This is a genomic window from Kosakonia sacchari SP1, assembly GCF_000300455.3.
Classification (GTDB): domain Bacteria; phylum Pseudomonadota; class Gammaproteobacteria; order Enterobacterales; family Enterobacteriaceae; genus Kosakonia; species Kosakonia sacchari.
In genome coordinates this window covers 4,854,357-4,874,880 of sequence record NZ_CP007215.2, presented here as the reverse complement: position 1 = coordinate 4,874,880, position 20,524 = coordinate 4,854,357, and the positions used below count along the sequence as shown (strand labels likewise).

Annotated in this window: 18 protein-coding genes; 8 read left to right on the top strand and 10 right to left on the bottom strand. The window is 52.8% G+C overall.

Annotated elements, in window-relative coordinates; all coding sequences use genetic code 11:
* Nucleotides 1-25: 25 nt before the first annotated feature.
* From atpB to asnC, 6 genes are all read right to left on the bottom strand, one after another.
* The gene (atpB, locus tag C813_RS45990) at nt 26-844 is read right to left on the bottom strand and encodes a F0F1 ATP synthase subunit A (protein WP_017458043.1); all 819 of its coding nucleotides are present in this window, start codon (nt 842-844) and stop codon (nt 26-28) included.
* 8 nt (nt 845-852) lie between these two features.
* Entirely contained in the window at nt 853-1,233 is a 381-nt protein-coding gene (gene atpI, locus C813_RS45985; protein WP_017458042.1) for a F0F1 ATP synthase subunit I, read from the bottom strand.
* A gap of 617 nt (nt 1,234-1,850) precedes the next feature.
* Nucleotides 1,851-2,474, bottom strand: coding sequence for a 16S rRNA (guanine(527)-N(7))-methyltransferase RsmG (gene rsmG, locus C813_RS45980; RefSeq protein ID WP_017458041.1), 624 nt, complete (start codon nt 2,472-2,474; stop codon nt 1,851-1,853).
* Nucleotides 2,475-2,528: 54 nt separating this feature from the next.
* The gene (gene mnmG, locus C813_RS45975; RefSeq protein ID WP_017458040.1) at nt 2,529-4,418 is read right to left on the bottom strand and encodes a tRNA uridine-5-carboxymethylaminomethyl(34) synthesis enzyme MnmG; all 1,890 of its coding nucleotides are present in this window, start codon (nt 4,416-4,418) and stop codon (nt 2,529-2,531) included.
* A gap of 372 nt (nt 4,419-4,790) precedes the next feature.
* Complete coding sequence (mioC, locus tag C813_RS45970; protein ID WP_017458039.1) at nt 4,791-5,240, bottom strand: FMN-binding protein MioC; 450 nt, start codon at nt 5,238-5,240, stop codon at nt 4,791-4,793.
* Between the two features lie 118 nt (nt 5,241-5,358).
* A complete protein-coding gene (gene asnC / locus C813_RS45965) occupies nt 5,359-5,817 on the bottom strand; it encodes a transcriptional regulator AsnC (protein WP_007369362.1) in 459 nt (152 codons plus the stop codon).
* A 150-nt stretch (nt 5,818-5,967) separates the two neighbouring features.
* Between asnC and asnA the strand changes: the two genes are divergently transcribed.
* Nucleotides 5,968-6,960, top strand: a complete 993-nt coding sequence (asnA, locus tag C813_RS45960; protein WP_017458038.1) for an aspartate--ammonia ligase — start codon at nt 5,968-5,970, stop codon at nt 6,958-6,960.
* Here the strand turns inward: asnA and viaA are convergent.
* Both viaA and ravA read right to left on the bottom strand, forming a co-directional pair.
* The gene (gene viaA, locus C813_RS45955) at nt 6,957-8,408 is read right to left on the bottom strand and encodes an ATPase RavA stimulator ViaA (RefSeq protein ID WP_017458037.1); all 1,452 of its coding nucleotides are present in this window, start codon (nt 8,406-8,408) and stop codon (nt 6,957-6,959) included. The genes asnA and viaA overlap by 4 nt on opposite strands.
* Nucleotides 8,402-9,901, bottom strand: coding sequence for an ATPase RavA (ravA, locus tag C813_RS45950; RefSeq protein ID WP_017458036.1), 1,500 nt, complete (start codon nt 9,899-9,901; stop codon nt 8,402-8,404). Before ravA ends, viaA begins: the two co-directional genes overlap by 7 nt.
* Before the next feature lie 223 nt (nt 9,902-10,124).
* Between ravA and kup the strand changes: the two genes are divergently transcribed.
* From kup to rbsR, 7 genes are all read left to right on the top strand, one after another.
* Nucleotides 10,125-11,993, top strand: coding sequence for a low affinity potassium transporter Kup (kup, locus tag C813_RS45945; protein WP_017458035.1), 1,869 nt, complete (start codon nt 10,125-10,127; stop codon nt 11,991-11,993).
* 204 nt (nt 11,994-12,197) lie between these two features.
* Nucleotides 12,198-12,617, top strand: coding sequence for a D-ribose pyranase (gene rbsD, locus C813_RS45940; protein ID WP_017458034.1), 420 nt, complete (start codon nt 12,198-12,200; stop codon nt 12,615-12,617).
* A gap of 7 nt (nt 12,618-12,624) precedes the next feature.
* On the top strand, nt 12,625-14,130 hold the full coding sequence (rbsA, locus tag C813_RS45935; protein ID WP_017458033.1) for a ribose ABC transporter ATP-binding protein RbsA: 1,506 nt from the start codon (nt 12,625-12,627) through the stop codon (nt 14,128-14,130).
* Nucleotides 14,131-14,135: 5 nt separating this feature from the next.
* Nucleotides 14,136-15,101 (top strand): ribose ABC transporter permease, encoded by a 966-nt coding sequence (gene rbsC / locus C813_RS45930; protein ID WP_017458032.1) that lies wholly within the window; start codon nt 14,136-14,138, stop codon nt 15,099-15,101.
* A gap of 26 nt (nt 15,102-15,127) precedes the next feature.
* Nucleotides 15,128-16,018 (top strand): ribose ABC transporter substrate-binding protein RbsB, encoded by an 891-nt coding sequence (rbsB, locus tag C813_RS45925; RefSeq protein ID WP_025263782.1) that lies wholly within the window; start codon nt 15,128-15,130, stop codon nt 16,016-16,018.
* A gap of 108 nt (nt 16,019-16,126) precedes the next feature.
* The gene (rbsK, locus tag C813_RS45920) at nt 16,127-17,056 is read left to right on the top strand and encodes a ribokinase (protein WP_017458030.1); all 930 of its coding nucleotides are present in this window, start codon (nt 16,127-16,129) and stop codon (nt 17,054-17,056) included.
* A gap of 3 nt (nt 17,057-17,059) precedes the next feature.
* Nucleotides 17,060-18,052, top strand: a complete 993-nt coding sequence (gene rbsR / locus C813_RS45915) for a ribose operon transcriptional repressor RbsR (protein WP_017458029.1) — start codon at nt 17,060-17,062, stop codon at nt 18,050-18,052.
* Here rbsR and mdtD read toward each other — a convergent pair.
* Both mdtD and C813_RS45905 read right to left on the bottom strand, forming a co-directional pair.
* Nucleotides 18,044-19,447 carry a multidrug transporter subunit MdtD gene (gene mdtD, locus C813_RS45910; RefSeq protein ID WP_017458028.1) on the bottom strand — a complete coding sequence of 468 codons (1,404 nt, stop codon included), beginning with the start codon at nt 19,445-19,447 and terminating at the stop codon, nt 18,044-18,046. The genes rbsR and mdtD overlap by 9 nt on opposite strands.
* 11 nt (nt 19,448-19,458) lie before the next feature.
* Nucleotides 19,459-20,148, bottom strand: a complete 690-nt coding sequence (locus C813_RS45905) for a FadR/GntR family transcriptional regulator (RefSeq protein WP_017458027.1) — start codon at nt 20,146-20,148, stop codon at nt 19,459-19,461.
* Between the last annotated feature and the right edge of the window lie 376 nt (nt 20,149-20,524).

Sequence of the window (20,524 nt, the reverse complement as noted above, 5' to 3'; positions counted from 1 at the left end):
TAAAACGTAGTAGTGTTGTTAAAAATCAATGCTCTTCGGATGCCATCGACAGATAGACAATCGTCAGAACCATGAAGATAAAGGCTTGCAGCGTAATAATCAGGATGTGGAAAATGGCCCAAGGCACATTCAGAATCCACTGTGACCACCACGGCAGAAGACCCGCGATCAGAATGAAAATCAACTCACCCGCGTACATGTTGCCGAACAGTCGCAGACCGAGTGAAACCGGTTTGGACAGTAGGCTCACGCCCTCAAGGATAAGGTTTACCGGAATAAATACCGGATGGTTGAACGGCTGGAGAGTCAGCTCTTTAGCGAAACCGCCAATACCCTTCATTTTGATGCTGTAGAACAGAATCAGGATAAATACGCCCAGCGCCATCGACAGAGTGATGTTGACGTCAGCAGACGGCACCACGCGCAATGCAGGCAGACCCAGGACGTGCTCGCCAATCCACGGAAGGAAGTCGATAGGCAAAAGATCCATCAGGTTCATCAGGAATACCCAGACAAAAATCGTCAGGGCCAGTGGCGCGATAAGCTTGCTTTTGCCGTGGTACATGTCTTTGACGCTACCATGAACAAAACCAATCACCAGCTCAATCGCCGTCTGGAATTTCCCCGGGACACCGCTGGTGGCTTTTTTCGCTACGCTACGGAACATCACCAGGAACAACAGACCCAGAACCACTGAGAAAAACATGGAGTCGATATTCAGCGTCCAGAAAGTGGCCGGGGGGTTATGCGGATCCACCAGTGAGAAGGTACGCAGGTCAATCTGAAGGTTATTCAGATGGTGACCGATGTACTCCTGCGGTGTTGAGTATTCTCCTGCAGACATGATGCCTCTTACCCTTTGTTGTTAATTACAGCAGGTGCCAGTATCTGAACTACCAGCACCGAAACCCACGTGACTATCAGCGGCAAAAAAGCCACCTTAAAAACCGCCAGCGCCACCACCAGTAACACGAATGTCATCAACACCTTGAGCGCTTCACCGAAGGCGAAGGTCCAGGCCACGCGGCCTTTAGCGGGTGTATGCGCCTGATGACGCCAGGCAAAAATCATAAACAACATATTCGGCAGTAAGACTGCCATACCTCCGCACACAGCGGAAATGCCCCAGAAGGGGTCTTTGAGGCTAAACAGCAATCCACTTGCCATTACTGCCAGAAACTGAATAAGCAGAAGCCTGCGAGCAACGTTTCGACTATAGAGCGACACAGACATTGCGTTTCTTAACTCCTGCTCCCTTTGAGGTATGCCGCGTGTCGTATAAAACGTTCTTTGGGGCCCGGAGTCAAGCATCAAAAAGCGGTCAAATTATACGGTGCGGCCTCGTGATTTCAAACAATAAGTAGCGAAAAGGTGAATAAATGTTTAAATATTTTTCCCAAGGGCTATTTTTAAACTTTTGCAGAAACTGTGAACCTTCAGACAAAAGTGCAAATAACGCGAAATTCCTAATGGTAAAGCGTGCACTCGGTCACAAAATAAACATTTATGCACTTGCCATATTTATCGCAGCAGGAATTTGATACTTTTCATCTTTCTGATATTTAAGCCGATTTATCACAACTCTTTTTAAAACACTCACATCTACCATGAAAACGATTTATTGACATTTTTAATAATTATTTAACATCAATATTTCGTTATCGAGGCCGATTTTTAGCGGGCTGATATTTTCACAGTTGATTATTTTAAGCGTTAATAAAATTCTTATCGTTAAATGTCAGAAAAATCCTGGTAAAAATACGGTTAAATGTAACCGAACGTATCATCGTTTTTAATGTCGTTTTTTAACATCGCGGCAACCGCACGAATGATACATTTTTTGATAAAAATTAAACTTTATTTGCTTTAACGACGACCAAATGACGTTCGCCATCCAGGTGCGGAACATGCAGTTTAACAATAGTTTCTACACACAAATCAGCGGGTAACAACGCGATTTCCTCTTCCGGCACTAAACCTTTAAGCGCATAGAAACGCCCTTCTTCGCCAGGCAAATGTCGGCACCAGCTCACCATGTCATTCAGCGAAGCAAAAGCGCGGCTAATCACGCCGTCAAACGGCGGTTCTGCCGGGAAATCTTCGACACGACTCTGCACCGGCTCAATATTGCTCAGTTTTAATTCATGCTGAACCTGGCGTAAAAACCGCACCCGTTTGCCAAGGCTATCAAGCAAAGTGAAGTGCGATTCAGGGCGTACGATAGACAACGGAATGCCAGGCAATCCGGGGCCGGTCCCGACGTCAATAAAGCGTGAGCCTTGCAGATAAGGCGCAACCACAACGCTGTCGAGGATATGGCGGATCAACATCTCGTTGGGATCGCGTACGGAAGTCAGGTTGTACGCTTTGTTCCATTTGTGCAGCATTTCGACGTAAGCCACCAGTTGCTGTTGCTGGTGATCGGACAACGAAATACCTGCTTCATCGAGCAGACGAGAGAGTTTGTTAAGCACGGTTGTTACCTGTGGAATTAAAATGCCCGGTAAAAACCGGGCAGATAAGTAGGATTAGGCACTGCGGCGCAGCATACCTTGTTTTTTCAGCCACACCAGCAGAATGGAGATAGCCGCCGGGGTGATCCCGGAGATGCGTGATGCCTGGCCAATGGACGACGGCTTGTGATCGTTAAGCTTGGCGATCACTTCGTTGGACAGCCCATTAACCTGGCGGTAATCCAGCGTTGCGGGCAACAGCGTATTCTCATTGCGCTGCTGTTTTTCGATCTCATCCTGCTGACGCGCGATGTAACCCTCGTATTTCACCTGGATTTCCACCTGCTCGGCGGCTTGTTGATCGTCCAGGCCCGGAGCGAACGGAGCCAACTGTACCAGTTGCTCGTAGGTCATTTCCGGTCGACGCAGCAGGTCTTCTCCGCTGGCTTCGCGCGACAACGGCGCCGTCAGATGTTCATTGACCGCTGGCGCATGTTCAGAGGCTGGCGATACCCACTGAGATTTCAGGCGCTGACGTTCACGCTCGATGGTCTCGAGTTTTTCGTTGAAACGCGCCCAACGGGCGTCATCCACCAGACCCAGTTCACGACCCGCTTCTGTCAGGCGCAGATCGGCATTGTCTTCGCGCAACATCAGGCGGTATTCCGCGCGAGAGGTAAACATGCGGTACGGCTCTTTCGTCCCCAGGGTACAGAGATCGTCCACCAGTACGCCGAGATAAGCCTGATCGCGACGCGGGGCCCAACCCTCTTTCTCGGCAGAGAAGCGCGCAGCGTTAAGCCCAGCCAGCAGCCCCTGGGCGGCGGCTTCTTCATACCCGGTGGTGCCGTTAATCTGTCCGGCAAAGAACAGACCCTGAATAAATTTGCTTTCAAGCGTTGGTTTGAGATCGCGCGGATCGAAGAAGTCGTACTCAATGGCGTAGCCAGGGCGAACAATCTTCGCGTTTTCCATCCCCTGCATGGAGCGCACAATTTGCATCTGCACATCGAACGGCAGGCTGGTGGAGATACCGTTCGGGTAAATTTCGTTTGAGGTCAGTCCTTCCGGCTCAAGGAAGATCTGATGCTGATTACGATCGGCAAAGCGCATGACTTTATCTTCGATCGACGGGCAGTAACGCGGGCCGATCCCTTCGATAACACCTGCGTACATCGGGCTGCGATCGAGGTTGTTGCGGATCACATCGTGGGTTTTTTCATTGGTATGCGTGACGTAGCACGGCACCTGACGCGGATGCTGCGCTGCGTTGCCCATAAACGAGAACACCGGCATCGGGTTATCGCCATGCTGCTGGGCCAGGACGCTGAAATCGATGGTGCGTGCGTCAATACGCGGCGGTGTCCCGGTTTTCAGGCGGCTGACGCGCAGCGGCAGTTCGCGCAGACGACGCGACAGCGGAATCGATGGCGGATCGCCCGCACGACCACCGCTGTAGTTATCAAGACCAATATGGATTTTACCGTCGAGGAATGTCCCTACGGTCAGCACCACCGCTTTCGCACGGAATTTGAGCCCCATCTGGGTCACTGCGCCAACAACACGATCGTTTTCGACAATCAGATCTTCAACAGCCTGCTGGAAGATCATCAGGTTCGGTTGGTTCTCAAGCGCGGTACGTACTGCCTGCCGGTAAAGCACGCGGTCGGCCTGCGCACGTGTCGCGCGCACTGCCGGGCCTTTGCTGGCGTTTAGTATCCTAAACTGGATACCCGCCTGATCGATCGCCTTCGCCATCAGCCCGCCGAGCGCATCCACTTCTTTTACCAGGTGTCCTTTCCCAATACCGCCGATCGCCGGGTTGCAGCTCATCTGCCCCAGCGTGTCGATATTGTGTGTCAACAGCAGGGTCTGCTGACCCATACGCGCTGCGGCCATCGCGGCCTCAGTGCCTGCATGACCCCCGCCAATGATAATGACGTCAAAAGGATCCGGATAAAACATGGTGGTATGCCTCGCCTGAGCGGTTAGAAATTGGATTGAAGCCTGGGCCGTGGATTCTACTCAACTTTAGTCCACTGAGAAAGGATCGGATCCCGGCTATTAAAAAGAAGATCTTTTATATGTAGAGATCTGTTCTATTGTGATCTCTTATTAGGATCGACAGGTGCTGTGGATAACCCGGATCATCACTTTAAGATCAATTCATTAGGCAGGATCATTAGCTGTGAATGATCGGTGATCCTGAACCGTATAAGCTGGGATCAGAATGGCTAGTTATGCACAAGTCAAAAACTGAACTGCAGTTGTTAATGGGATAACTACCGGTTGATCAGTGCTTTTAAGCATAGTTATCCACATCTGATCGCACGATCTTTAATCGTTATTGAGTAAATTTTTCCAGGATCCCAGCCATTCTTCCGCTGGATCTTCCGGAATATCGTGATCAAGGATGTTGATCTTCAGCGTTTCGCCGATCTGCTTTGCTCCGCACGCCTTTAATGAAGCTTCCAGTTTTTCGATTGCCTGACAGAAGGTGTCATATTCGCGGCTACCGATACCGATAGCGCCAAAACGTACCTGGGACAGATCCGGCTTTTGCTCATTCAAATCGTCTAAAAGCGGTTGCAGGTTTTCGGGCAGATCGCCCGCACCATGGGTGGAACTGACCACCAGCCATGTGCCCTGCAAAACAAGATCCTCTAAAAGCGGGCCGTGCAGCGTCTCGGTACTGAAACCCGCGTCTTCCAGCTTTTCCGCCAGATGTTCCGCCACGTATTCCGCGCCGCCAAGGGTACTGCCGCTAATAAGAGTAATGTCTGCCATCAAGCCCGCTCCGTTTTACTCGCCATTCGGCGATAAATAGGGGGGCATTGTACGCTGTGAATGGGCTGGGATCTACCTGTGGACAATGCGGGTATTATTTGAGGATGAAAACGCCCGGTTAAGGGCGGATCGTACGCATGATCGGGTTTTGCAGGGAGATTAGCGTCTCCGTGGACTGAATTTCATCAATGGTTTGGATCTTGTTGATAAGTACCTGCTGCAGGGCGTCAATAGATCGACACATCACCTTTATAAAGATGCTGTAGTGGCCGGTGGTGTAGTAGGCCTCGGTCACCTCCTCCAGACTTTCCAGCTTCGCCAGCGCGGAGGGGTAATCTTTCGCGCTTTTCAAAATGATGCCGATAAAGCAGCAGACGTCATATCCCAATTGTTTTGGGCTTACGTCAATGCGCGCACCGGTAATGATCCCTGCTTGCTTCATTTTTTCCACGCGAACGTGAATGGTACCTGGGCTGACGCCGAACTGTTTGGCCAGCTCGGCGTATGCAGTACGCGCATTTGCCATTAACGCGTCGAGGATGCCGCGGTCCAGATTGTCGATCTGATAATTTTCCATAGAATTTTCTTATGAAGAATGTTGATTCTTTCTATTTTAGCTTGCTGTTTTGACGAATCAAAAGCGTTACCGGCTTTTTAATTGCAGATTATTGAGTTGCTGTGATGTTTTATTGCTTAATGAATAGCAACAGGACACAGGAGTAACATAATGAAAACCGCTTACATCGCAAAACAACGGCAGATTGCTTTCGTGAAATCTTTTTTCTCTCGCCAGCTGGAGGAGAAACTGGGTCTGATTGAAGTTCAGGCGCCGATCCTTAGCCGCGTTGGTGATGGCACGCAAGATAACTTGTCGGGGTGCGAAAAAGCGGTCCAGGTCAATGTGAAAACGCTGCCGGATGCCCGTTTCGAAGTGGTGCATTCACTGGCTAAATGGAAACGTCAGACGCTGGGCCAGCACGACTTCAGCGCCGGAGAAGGGCTCTACACGCACATGAAAGCCCTGCGCCCGGATGAAGATCGCCTTTCTTCTATTCACTCCGTTTATGTTGATCAGTGGGACTGGGAACGCGTGTTGGGTGACGATCAGCGTCAGCTGGCAACCTTAAAAAGCACCGTTGAGGCGATTTGGTCAGGAATCAAAGAGACCGAAGCCGCCGTCAGCGAACGATTTGGCCTGGCACCGTTCCTGCCAGAACAGATCCACTTTGTTCACAGCGAAACCTTGCTGAGCCGTTTCCCGGATCTCGATGCTAAAGGGCGCGAGAGAGCGATCGCGAAAGAGTTGGGCGCTGTGTTCCTGATGGGTATTGGCGGCAAGCTTAGCGACGGCAAGCGCCACGATGTGCGTGCACCTGATTATGATGATTGGAGCACGTCGGTTGAAGCCGGTTTCAACGGTCTGAATGGCGATATTCTGGTGTGGAACCCGGTACTGGAAGACGCACTGGAACTGTCGTCGATGGGCATTCGCGTCGATGCCGACGCCTTAAAGCGCCAGTTGAAGCTGACCGGCGATGAAGATCGCTTACAACTGGAGTGGCATCAGGCGTTGCTGCGCGGTGAGATGCCACAAACCATCGGCGGCGGTATCGGGCAATCGCGCCTTACCATGCTGCTGCTGCAATTACCGCACATCGGGCAAGTGCAGTGCGGCGTGTGGCCTTCGCAAGTTCGCGAGCAGGTTTCCGGCCTGCTTTAACGCCGCCAGCGTCGTAACAGGCGGCTGCGCATCCCCGTATCGAAGCGCCAGATATGGTCGAAGATACGCATGATGCCGGGCTTGCCGTGCGACGACATTGCCACCGCGTGAAAGCGATGCTGGTGAATGTGCTGGAGCTCCTTTACTTTACTGACGACATCGTCCGGCAGGCGCTGGGCGATGAAATCAGAAATCACCACCGCGTCCGCGTCATACCACTCTCCACCCTGCATCCGTTCGATGATCGCGCGAAAACAGCTCGCCAGATCGGTGCCACCGCGAAAGCGCTGGCTAAGAAAGCGGATCGCCTGCTCCAGCCCCTGCGCACTGGTAAGTTCATAGCGCACCACTTCGCTGGAAAACAGCATAATAAAACAGCGTCGTTTGTCTGCCAGCGCCACGCGCATCAGTGCCAGGCAGAACGCTTTGGCGCACTGTTCGTTGAAACCGCCCATGGAACCGGAGGTATCGACACAAACAATGAAAGGGCCGCGCGGCTGCTGGTCAAAATCCTGGTGAACGACCGGGCGTTCCGTCACTTTTTCCCGCCAGGCATCGCCATGCAGGCGGTAAGTCAGCAACTGTTTTTCCACCAGCCGCCGGTAAAATTCATACTCCAGTTCGGTGATACCCAGCGTCGCCAGTTCCGGCGGCAATAAGCGCAGGATATCGTCGCTCTGATGCAGCCCGTCAACCTGCTCCGGTACGATTGCCGGTTCGCGCACCATGGTGCGGAAGGTTTCCATTGGCGCATCTTTCCGCGGCACCGACCTGGCTTCCCGTGAGCGGCCAAGTTGTTCCGCCAGTTGCTGGAGTTCCGGTTGCTCTTTGAGAAAATCACCATACTTAACGATCAACTGATAATCACCGCGTTTGAGCTGCCCGGCGCTCATATCCCATAACCTGCCTGCGGCGTTTTCATTTTCGATCAGGACCGGCTCTAACTGGCCGCTGAGCGTCATGCGTTCCTGCACTTCACTGAGCAGTTGCTCGCGCTCCTCTTCCAGTAATTGCTGATTGAATGCGGTGGTTTGCACCACCAGACTCAGCCGCCAGCGTTGCAAAAACAGGGTATGCAGCGCGGGCGTAAAGACCGGGTTATCGGCAACCATTTGCCGGGCTTGTGTGGCGAAAGGAGATCGCAGCTTATCCAGTAAATCCAGGATTTGCGGAAGCTGAATGGTAAATTGCGAGGTTGAAAGCAGCTGGCTTTGCTGATAGCTCAGTACTTCTTGCGCCAGCTCCGGCGGCACCTCGGTCTCTTTCAGATGCTTTTTCAGTGCCTCGCGCCAGCGCGGCACATCTTCAGTGATCGCATGTTTGAGTTTGGGGAATTTTTCGAAAAACAGCGCCAGTTGCGGTGAAGCAAGCAGGAGGACGATAAGTTCTTCAACCAACGCCTCCTCACTGATTGTGAGCATTACATTCAGTGTTTCCAGCGTTAGCATTGTCGCGCCTGTTGGATCTGCGCTCTGACATCCTGCAGGCTGGATTCAATGCGACCTAACCAGTCGGCGGCGATAAACAGGCATTTTTGCTGTTCGCTAAAGCGGGTGTGCTGTTGGTGCCAGGTATTGTCCAGTGCTTCCAGTTGTTGCTTGATCTCTTCCGGCACATTTTCAGTGGCACTGCCGCCGGGCAGAGCAAGACGCGATCCTTGCAGGCTGACGTCGCGGATCAACAGATGCAGGCTGGTATCCACTTCCAGATTCAACACTTGCGCAAAACCAATGCCGTTGAGTTTGCCGCGGATCTCACCGCCTTTCGCCAGCCACTGCTCCAGCGCACCGCGTTCAATGGTGACGTGAATAACCTGCAAATCATGCAATTTTAACGGCTGTTGCAGGAGAAGTGTCAGCACCGGTTCGGTTAAATCGGCGGGCAAATCGTAATGAGGGCGTCGGCTGAACATGCCGCCCTGGCGACTCACTTTGAGCGCTGTTTTGTCGCTTTGCTGTTGCTGAATTTGCAGGTGGCGCTGCGAAATCGTGGTGAGCTGCGCGATCATTGATTGCTGTTGCCAGGCGTGCCCGGTCATCAATATTTCCAGTTGCTGTTGCAGCAGGCGCATGCCTTCAGCGTCGTGCCACAGACAATCTTTCAGCAAGATTAAATCAATCGGCGCAACCGCATCGCGACCGCTGAAAAAGGCACTGGATTGCAACAGACGGATGGCCTTTTTCCAGCGACGATCGGAAACATACGGCGCGCTCGGCAACGCATCAAGCTGCTGGCGCAACGTATAAATAAGCTCAAAGACATTATCCGGCAGTTTGACCTTGCTGATTTCCTGCTGCCAGCTGGCGTACTCTTCATCGGTGATTTGCAACTCCGCAGGCACGGGGTTGTCGTTCTCATCCTGTTGGCTAATCAGCATCGAGCGGAAATTGCCTTTCTCCTGCACTTTGTCCAGCCACAGACGAATCAACATACGGTCATACAGCGCTTCAAGGCTGCTGTCTGCTTCCGGCAGTTCGTTAGAGGCGGCCACCAGCAGACGCATGGGGATTTTCTCTTCGCTGGCACCATTGCGAAAACGCCGCTCGTTAATCGCCGTCAGCAGTGTGTTGAGAATGGCCGGACCGGCTTTCCAGATCTCATCCAGAAAGACAATTTCAGCTTCCGGTAAATAGCCGCTGGTTAAGCGCTCGTAACGTCCTTCATCTTTCAGTGCCTGGATGGAAAGCGGGCCAAACACCTCTTCCGGTGTGGAGAAACGGGTCATCAAATATTCGAAGGCGCGGGCATGTTTGAAGGCAAACTTCAGACGGCGAGCAATCAGGCTTTTGGCGATGCCCGGCGGGCCAAGAAGAAAAACACTCTCACCGCTTAGCGCCGCCAGCAAACACAGGCGAATGGCGTGGCTGCGCTCAAAAAGCCCTTTTTCCAGCGCGCTGCTCAAGCGGGAAATTCTTTCTGCTAATAAATGTGAGTGAGCCATAATAGATTTGCGTCCTTTCGCCGTGTTATCCGGCTTGCAAAAGCGAGTATAGACGTTCCTGAAAGGGCTTGTAATAGACTGAAGAACGGCTTTATTTTCTTTGCGCCAGATTAATGTGGCCGCATTTAGGGGTACGATTTCATAAATAATCGTGCATACTGTGCGCTTTTTGTGGGCCAAGGGACTAAGCACACATTTTGGCATTCAATCAAAAGATTAGTCTATGAGCACTGATAATAAGCAATCATTACCTGCGGTTACGCTTGCGGCGATTGGGGTTGTCTACGGTGATATCGGCACCAGCCCACTTTATACACTTCGTGAATGTTTGTCTGGTCAGTTTGGTTTTGGCGTTGAGCGCGATGCCGTATTCGGCTTTTTGTCGCTCATCTTCTGGCTGCTGATTTTTGTTGTCTCCATTAAGTACCTGACATTCGTCATGCGGGCGGATAACGCCGGTGAAGGGGGCATCTTAACCCTGATGTCGCTGGCCGGGCGCAATACCTCCGCAAGGATGACCTCGGTGCTGGTGATCATGGGGCTGATTGGCGGCAGCTTCTTTTATGGCGAGGTGGTGATAACCCCCGCGATTTCGGTGATGTCGGCAATAGAAGGGCTGGAAATTATCGCGCCTTCGCTCGACGACTGGATTGTGCCGCTGTCGATTGTGGTGTTAACCCTGCTGTTCGCGATTCAAAAACACGGTACAGGCCTTGTGGGGAAGCTGTTTGCGCCCATTATGCTGGCGTGGTTTTTGATTCTCGCGGTGCTTGGTGCGCGCAGCATTATTGATAATCCTGAGGTGTTGCAGGCGCTGAACCCGATGTGGGCGGTGAATTTCTTCCTGCAATATAAAGCTATCTCCTTTGTGGCGCTGGGTGCGGTTGTGCTCTCTATCACCGGGGTGGAAGCGCTGTATGCGGATATGGGCCACTTCGGTAAGCTGCCGATCCGCGTGGCGTGGTTTATCGTTGTGCTGCCATCGCTGGTGCTGAACTACTTTGGCCAGGGCGCGTTGCTGCTGAAAACGCCGGAAGCGATTAAAAACCCCTTCTTCCTGCTCGCGCCAGAATGGGCGCTGATCCCCATGCTGATTATCGCCACGCTGGCGACTGTGATTGCTTCGCAGGCGGTTATTTCCGGTGTGTTCTCACTGACGCGCCAGGCCGTGCGTCTGGGTTATCTGGCGCCGATGCGCATCATCCATACCTCGGAGATGGAATCCGGGCAGATCTATATCCCGTTCATTAACTGGCTGCTCTACTTTGCGGTGGTGCTGGTTATTGTCAGCTTCGAACACTCAAGTAACCTGGCGGCGGCGTACGGTATCGCCGTGACCGGCACCATGGTGCTGACCTCGATTCTCTCCACCACGGTGGCGCGTAAAAACTGGCACTGGAACAAAGTGTTGGTGGGGCTGCTTCTGCTCTTATTCCTCTCTATCGATGTGCCGCTGTTCTCGGCGAACCTCGACAAAATCGTCTCCGGTGGTTGGTTGCCATTAACCCTTGGGCTGGTGATGTTCATGGTCATGACGACCTGGAAGAGTGAGCGTTTCCGTCTGCTGCGCCGTATGCATGAACACGGTAACTCTCTGGAGGCGATGATTGCCTCACTGGAGAAATCACCGCCGGTGCGCGTGCCGGGCACGGCGGTCTATATGTCGCGTGCGTTGAACGTTATTCCGTTCGCGATGATGCATAACCTGAAGCACAACAAGGTGCTGCATGAGCGGGTGATCCTGCTGACGCTGCGTACTGAAGATGCGCCGTATGTGCACAATGTGCGTCGCGTGCAGATTGAGCAATTGTCGCCGACCTTCTGGCGCGTGGTGGCGAGCTACGGATGGCGCGAAACGCCGAACGTGGAAGAAGTGTTCCACCGTTGCGGACTGGAAGGGCTGAACTGTCGCATGATGGAGACCTCGTTCTTTATGTCGCATGAATCGTTGATTCTGGGCAAACGCCCCTGGTATCTGCGTCTGCGCGGTAAGCTTTATCTGGTGCTACAGCGCAACGCGCTGCGCGCGCCTGACCAGTTTGAGATCCCGCCAAATCGGGTGATAGAACTGGGAACGCAGGTCGAAATTTAATGCTGATAAAACCCCTCTCCACGAGGGGTTTTTGTTATTAATTGCTGGCTATTTCACTTAAAACAAGAAAGCTGTTTTTTTCATCAATTCGACAAGCGAAACGTTTCGATATCGATCACACTTCTGTAACGGCAAGATAGTTTTCTGCACATTCTTCGTACTACACTGCATACAGCGAAACGTTTCGCTGATGGAGCATAAAAAATGAAAAAAGGTCGTGTGCTGAACGCTGACATCTCGTCAGTCATCTCTCGTCTTGGTCATACTGATTCGCTGGTGGTGTGTGATGCCGGGTTGCCGGTGCCGCGTAATACACAACGTATTGATATGGCATTAACGCAGGGCGTGCCTTCCTTTATGCAAGTACTGGAAGTGGTGACGGCGGAAATGCAGGTTGAGTCCGCGATTATCGCCTCGGAGATTAAGCAGCATAATCCGCAGCTCCATGAAACGTTGCTCAAGCATATTGAGCAGCTGCAGCAACACCAGGGAAATAACATCGACGTGCGGTACGTTACGCACGAGCAATTTAAAAAACACACCGCGGACAGTCATGCGGTGATTCGCAGCGGGGAGTGTTCCCCGTTTGCGAATATTATTCTCTGTGCTGGCGTGACCTTCTGAGGCCATCATGGACGCGTTACTACAACTCAAAGGCATCGACAAAGCCTTCCCCGGCGTAAAAGCCCTCTCCGGCGCGGCGCTAAATGTTTACTCTGGCCGCGTGATGGCGCTGGTGGGGGAAAACGGCGCTGGCAAATCAACGATGATGAAAGTGCTTACGGGCATCTACACCCGTGATGCCGGTTCGCTGCTGTGGTTAGGCAAAGAAACCACTTTCACCGGGCCGAAATCCTCTCAGGAAGCCGGTATTGGCATCATCCACCAGGAACTGAACCTGATCCCGCAACTCACCATTGCCGAAAACATCTTCCTCGGTCGTGAGTTTGTGAATCGCTTTGGCAAAATCGACTGGAAAAAGATGTTTGCTGAAGCCGACAAACTGCTGGCGAAGCTGAATCTGCGCTTTAAAAGCGAGCGGCTGGTCGGCGAACTGTCGATTGGCGATCAGCAGATGGTCGAAATCGCCAAAGTGATGAGCTACGAATCGCAGGTCATCATTATGGATGAGCCAACCGATGCCCTGACCGATACCGAAACCGAATCGCTGTTTCGCGTCATTCGCGAGCTGAAATCGCAGGGGCGCGGCATCGTCTATATTTCTCACCGCATGAAAGAGATCTTCGAGATTTGCGATGACGTGACCGTCTTCCGTGACGGGCAATTTATTGCCGAGCGCGAAGTAGCCACGCTGACCGAAGATACGCTGATTGAAATGATGGTGGGCCGCAAACTGGAAGATCAATATCCGCGGCTGGATAAAGCGCCGGGCGAGATTCGCCTTTCCGTCGATAACCTGTGCGGGCCGGGCGTGGAAAATGTCAGTTTCACACTGCGTAAAGGCGAAATTCTTGGTGTAGCCGGGTTGATGGGCGCCGGGCGCACCGAGCTGATGAAAGTGCTGTATGGCGCGCTGCCGCGCACCAGCGGTTATGTGACGCTCGACGGCCATGAAGTGATCACTCGTTCACCGCAGGACGGGCTGGCAAACGGCATTGTTTATATTTCGGAAGACCGCAAGCGCGATGGCTTAGTGCTCGGCATGTCGGTTAAAGAGAACATGTCGCTGACCGCGCTGCGTTACTTCAGCCATGCGGGCGGAACGCTGAAACACAAAGATGAGCAGCAGGCGGTAAGTGATTTTATTCGTCTATTTAATGTGAAAACGCCCTCAATGGAACAGGCAATCGGTTTGCTCTCTGGCGGGAACCAGCAAAAAGTGGCGATTGCGCGCGGTCTGATGACCCGGCCGAAAGTACTGATCCTCGACGAGCCGACGCGTGGTGTCGACGTTGGGGCGAAGAAAGAGATTTATCAATTAATTAACCAGTTTAAGGCCGATGGCCTGAGCATCATTCTTGTCTCCTCCGAAATGCCGGAAGTGTTGGGCATGAGCGATCGCATAATGGTGATGCATGAAGGGCATCTCGGCGGGGAATTCACGCGCGAGCAGGCCACTCAGGAAGTGTTGATGGCTGCCGCTGTGGGCAAGCTTAATCGTGTGAATCAGGAGTAAAAAAGATGACTACCCAGGCTGTTTCTGGTCGCCGTTATTTCACCAAAGCATGGTTGATGGAACAAAAATCGTTGATTGCCCTGCTGGTGCTGATTGCGATTGTCTCGACCATGAGCCCGAACTTTTTTACCGTCAATAACCTGTTAAATATCCTGCAACAGACCTCGGTGAACGCCATTATGGCGGTCGGTATGACGCTGGTTATTTTAACGTCGGGAATCGATCTGTCCGTCGGTTCTCTGTTAGCGCTCACCGGCGCGGTTGCCGCCTCGCTGGTGGGCATGGAAGTTAACGCGCTGGTGGCGGTTGTCGGCGCGTTGGCGCTCGGCGCGGCTGTTGGCGCGCTGACCGGTACGATTGTCGCGAAAGGCCGCGTACAGGCGTTTATCGCCACGCTGGTGATGATGCTGCTGCTGCGCGGTGTGACGCTGGTTTATACCAACGGTAGCCCGGTAAATACCGGTTTTACTGATAACGCTGATGTGTTTGGCTGGTTCGGTATTGGTCGCCCGTTCGGCATTCCAACGCCGGTGTGGCTGATGGCCGTCGTCTTTATCGCGGCGTGGTATCTGTTGCATCACACCCGTTTGGGCCGCTATATCTATGCATTAGGCGGTAACGAAGCGGCGACACGCTTATCCGGTATCAGCGTTGATAAAGTCAAAGTTATCGTTTACTCCCTGTGCGGCCTTCTGGCCTCGCTGGCGGGCATTATTGAAGTGGCGCGTCTTTCCTCGGCGCAACCTACTGCGGGAGCGGGTTATGAGCTGGATGCTATCGCTGCGGTTGTTTTGGGTGGGACCAGTCTCGCAGGTGGCAAAGGACGTATTGTCGGCACGTTAATTGGCGCACTGATCCTTGGCTTCCTCAATAATGGATTGAATTTGTTGAGCGTTTCCTCCTATTACCAGATGATCGTTAAAGCAGTGGTGATTCTGCTCGCGGTGCTGGTAGACAACAAAAAGCAGTAATTACCTACACAACAGGACTCATGAAAATGAACATGAAAAAACTGGCCACTCTGGTTTCTGCTGTTGCACTGAGCGCCACCGTAAGCGCGAACGCGATGGCGAAGGACTCTATTGCTCTGGTGATTTCCACGCTGAACAACCCGTTCTTCGTTTCCCTGAAGGATGGCGCGCAGAAAGAAGCGGACAAACTGGGTTATGACCTGGTGGTGCTGGACTCGCAAAACAACCCGGCGAAAGAGCTGGCGAACGTGCAGGACCTGACCGTGCGCGGCACCAAATTGCTGCTGATCAACCCGACCGATTCCGACGCTGTAGGTAACGCTGTAAAAATGGCAAACCAGGCGAAAATCCCGGTGATCACCCTCGACCGCGTAGCGTCCAGCGGTGAAGTGGTAAGCCATATTGCTTCTGATAACGTGCTCGGCGGCAAAATCGCCGGGGATTACATTGCTAAGAAAGCGGGCGAAGGCGCGAAAGTGATTGAACTGGCGGGTATTGCCGGGACGTCCGCTGCGCGTGAACGTGGTGAAGGCTTCCAGCAGGCAGTTGCTGCGCACAAATTTAACGTACTGGCCAGCCAGCCGGCTGACTTCGACCGCACTAAGGGTCTGAACGTGATGCAGAACCTGCTGACCGCGCATCCGGATGTGCAGGCTGTTTTCGCGCAGAACGACGAAATGGCGCTGGGTGCGCTGCGCGCACTGCAAACTGCCGGTAAAACCGATGTGATGGTTGTCGGCTTTGACGGTACGCCAGACGGCGTGAAAGCGGTTAACGACGGTAAACTGGCGGCGACTATCGCTCAGTTGCCGGAGCAGATCGGCGCGAAAGGCGTGGATACCGCAGACAAAGTGCTGAAAGGTGAAAAAGTCTACGCCAAAAACCCGGTTGATCTGAAGCTGGTGGTTAAGCAGTAATTCGTCATTCTGGTGGAGGGCAAACACCTTTCGCCAGAGGGACAATGCAAAAAAGAAAAGCATGGCACGCGCCACCGAAAGGTGGCGCATTTTACGGACAAGCTCATCATGAAAACCGCAGGCAAACTCGTTGTCCTTGGCAGTATCAATGCCGATCACATTCTTAACCTTGAATCTTTCCCGACACCGGGCGAAACCGTGACGGGCAGCCAGTATCAGGTGGCTTTTGGCGGTAAAGGGGCAAACCAGGCGGTAGCCGCCGGGCGCAGCGGTGCGGATATTGCGTTTATCGCCTGTACCGGCGATGACGATACCGGTGCGCACGTGCGTAAACAGCTTGAGAGCGACAATATTGATGTTGCGCCGGTGAGCGTGGTTGCAGGTGAATCCACCGGTGTTGCGCTGATTTTCGTTAACGGTGAAGGTGAGAATGTTATCGGTATTCATGCGGGAGCGAATGCAGCGCTCTCAGTGGAGCGCGTCAACGCGCAGCATGACCTGATTGCGCAGGCTTCTGCGATGTTAATGCAACTGGAATCACCGGTTGAGAGCGTACTGGCTGCGGCGCGTATTGCGCATCAGAATAATACCCTCGTGGCGTTGAATCCGGCACCGGCGCGCGAGCTTTCCGATGAACTGCTGGCGCTGGTGGATATCATCACGCCAAATGAGACCGAAGCGGAAAAACTCACCGGGATTAAGGTATCCAGCGACGAAGATGCTGCGCGGGCTGCACAGGCGCTTCACGCCAAAGGTATTAACACGGTGATTATCACCCTTGGTAGCCGTGGCGTGTGGGCCAGCGTTAATGGCGAAGGCAAACGCATACCCGGTTTTAACGTGAAAGCCATCGATACCATTGCGGCGGGTGACACGTTTAACGGCGCGTTGTTGACCGCGCTACTGGAAGATAAACCTCTGGATGAGGCGATTCGTTTTGCTCATGCGGCGGCGGCGATTGCTGTCACGCGTAAGGGTGCGCAACCGTCTGTGCCGTGGCGCAATGAGATTGACGATTTTCTCTCTTCGCAGGGGTGACGCTTGGCGACCATGAAGGATGTTGCCCGCCTGGCGGGCGTTTCTACTTCAACCGTTTCCCACGTAATTAACAAAGATCGCTTTGTCAGTGAGGCTATCCGCGAAAAAGTGGAAACGGCGATCAAGACGCTGAACTACGCGCCTTCTGCTATCGCGCGTAGCCTGAAGATCAACCAGACGCGTACGATTGGTATGCTGATCACCGCCAGTACCAATCCGTTTTACTCGGAGCTGGTACGCGGCGTGGAGCGCAGCTGCTTCGAGCGGGGTTACAGCCTTGTGTTGTGCAACACCGAAGGTGACGAGCAGCGGATGAACCGCAACCTGGAAACATTGATGCAAAAACGCGTCGATGGGTTGCTGTTGCTGTGTACCGAAACGCACCAGCCTTCGCAAGAGATCATGCAGCGCTATCCTTCAATTCCAACTGTGATGATGGACTGGGCGCCATTCGATGGTGACAGCGATCTGATTCAGGACAATTCGTTGCTCGGCGGCGATATGGCGACACAATATCTGATTGGCAAAGGCCATACGCGTATTGCCTGCATTACCGGTCCGCTGGATAAAACGCCTGCGCGTCTTCGCCTGGAAGGGTATCGCGAAGCGATGGCTCGCGCCGGGTTGATGATTCGTGAAGGGGATGAAATCGAGAGCGATTTTGAATTTGGCGGCGGTTTTGACGCTATGCAGGCATTACTGGCAATGAACGAACGCCCGCAGGCGGTATTTATTGGTAATGATGCGATGGCCGTGGGCGCGTATCAGGCGCTGTACCAGGCGGGGCTAAAAATCCCGCAGGATATGGCGATCGTCGGTTATGACGACATTGAACTGGCGCGTTACATGACGCCGCCGCTCACCACTATTCATCAGCCGAAAGATGAACTGGGTGAGCTGGCGATTGATGTGCTTATCCATCGGATTGCGGAGCCTGGTTTGCAACAGCAGCGTTTGCAGCTCACGCCAATATTAATGGAGCGCGGCTCAGCCTGACTTTTTGTGCCGTTCTTTAATCAGGTTGCGGCCATCTTTTGCTTTTAACAACATAAACACTAACGCGGAAATCAACGTGATCGCGCCCATCGTGATAAAGGTGTAGTGGAATTGTTCCACCGTGTTTGTGCTGTCAAACCCTTCATAGAAACGCAGCACCGCTGCGCTAACCGCCACGCCGAGGCTAATTGATAGTTGCTGTGTTACCGCCAGCACACTATTGCCACTGCTGGCGTTCTCGTCGGTTAAGTCTGCAAGCGTAATGGTGTTCATTGCGGTGAACTGCGTGGACATTGCCATCCCAAGAATGAACAGCGGTAATACCAGCATCCATATTGCCATCGCTGGTGTTTGTAAGGCGAACTGGGCAATCATCAAACCAATAAACAGCGTGATACCCACCAACGTTTTACGGTAGCCAAGCCGGCGCAATATCTGGGTTACCATCGATTTTGCGAGAATAGAACCCAGCGCGGTGGGTGCCATCATGCAACCGGCGATCAATGCCGGATAACCGAACCCAACCTGCAACATTAGCGGCATTAAAAAGGGCACACAGCCGGTACCCAAACGCGAAGCAATATTCCCGGCAACGCCAACGGAGAAGGTGCGGGTGTTAAACAGGTTGAGCGATATCAACGGCGTTGGATGGCGGCGCGCGTGGCGGATGTAGGCCAGTAACAGCAAAATGCCGCTCAGAATGATAGTAAAAGCGATCCAACTGGCGACCAGCTTCTCACCGAACAACTCCATTCCGCTTGAGAACAGCACCAGGCTCAAACCGAACAGGAAAAAACCGCCCATATCGAAACTGCGTCGTGGCGTGGTGAAGTTCGGCATGTATTTGCGGGCATAAAACAGACCGGCGAGGCCAATCGGGATATTAATTAAGAAGATCCAGTGCCAGCTCGCCCAGGTAACCAGTACGCCACCCATTACTGGCCCCAGAATCGGCCCGACCAGCCCGGGCATGGTGACGAAGTTCAGTACCGGCAGCAATTCGCTGCGCGGATAAGCCCGAAGCAATGCCAGGCGTGCGACCGGCATCATCATTGCGCCACCGATCCCCTGAATCACACGGAACACGACCAGCATCGATAATGAATTAGAAAGCGCGCAGGCCAGCGAGCCAAGAGTAAACAGGCTGACTGCCAGCATAAAGACGCGCCGTGTACCGAAGCGATCGGCCAGCCAGCCGCTCATGGGGATAAGCATGGCGACTGTGAGTGTGTAGCTGATAATCGCCGATTGCATCGCTAAAGGGGAACGACCAAGGCTTTGTGCTATTGCAGGGAGTGCGGTGTTAAGAATCGTGGCATCCAGTGCCTGCATAAAAAAAGCCATTGCCGCAATCCACGGCAGGCCGGCCATACTGCGTGCTTTCTTCTCTGTCATACCTTGTCCTGTTAATTCGGCGTATTAAGTAACAGCTGGCACGCCCGCAGCGCGCTGTCGCCATCGCTCTCCTGGATGGCGTCCACAATCGCCTGGTGAAGGTCGAGCTTGATCACTTCATTTTGTGTAATAGAGGTAAAGTAGGTGTGATAGATAGAATGAAACAGTGTGGAGAACGAAATAAGAAACGGGTTATCGCTCATCGCATAGATATGTTCATGCCATGCCATATCGACTTCTACCCAGCGTTCGCGGTTGAAGTTCTTTTTCAGGAACACCATCTCTTCCATTAATGTATTGAGATACGCTTTTTGTTCCGCGCTACCCAGCGTGGCGGCGAGCAGACACGCCTGAGGCTCAAGACTGCTGCGCATAATGAGAAAGTGTTGAACAACGTCCTGGAAATTATCCTCATGCATCCACCAGGAGAGCAACTCCTTATCAAGGAAGTTCCAGTTTCCACGCGGCATAACGCGAGTACCAATACGCGGGCGAGGGAGCACCATCCCTTTTGCGGTTAATGTCTTTACCGCTTCTCTGACAGCGGTGCGGCTTACGCCAAACTTCTCACCCAGCTCCATCTCACCCGGCAGAATACTTCCTGGGGCATATTCTCCCTTCAGGATTTGTTGCGCCAGTTTCTCTGCCAGAACCCAGGATATGTTTTTCTGCGCGGCAAGTTGTTGTGCGTTTAGCGGCATTTTTACTTCCTTATCTCTTTATTTCACTGGCTAGTATGCCATTCGATACCTTTCAGCGGTGGTAAAAACAGCGAAATCGGCAATTCATGCCGCTTTTTACCACGCTTTGTTGAAAAAAGAGACGGTTGAAAAGTTTTTTGAAATTAGGGGTTGTCAGCGGGAATTAACTCCCTATAATGCGCCTCCACTGACACGGCACAACGGCAAACACACCGGCCTGTCAGGTGAAGAATTCTGAAAATAAACAGTTGACTTCACGGCGGGAAAGCGTAGTATACGCAACCCGCGCCGCAGCAAAAAGCGAGGCGGCACTGCTCTTTAACAATTTATCAGACAATCTGTGTGGGCACTCAGGGTGACTGGATTCTTAACGTCG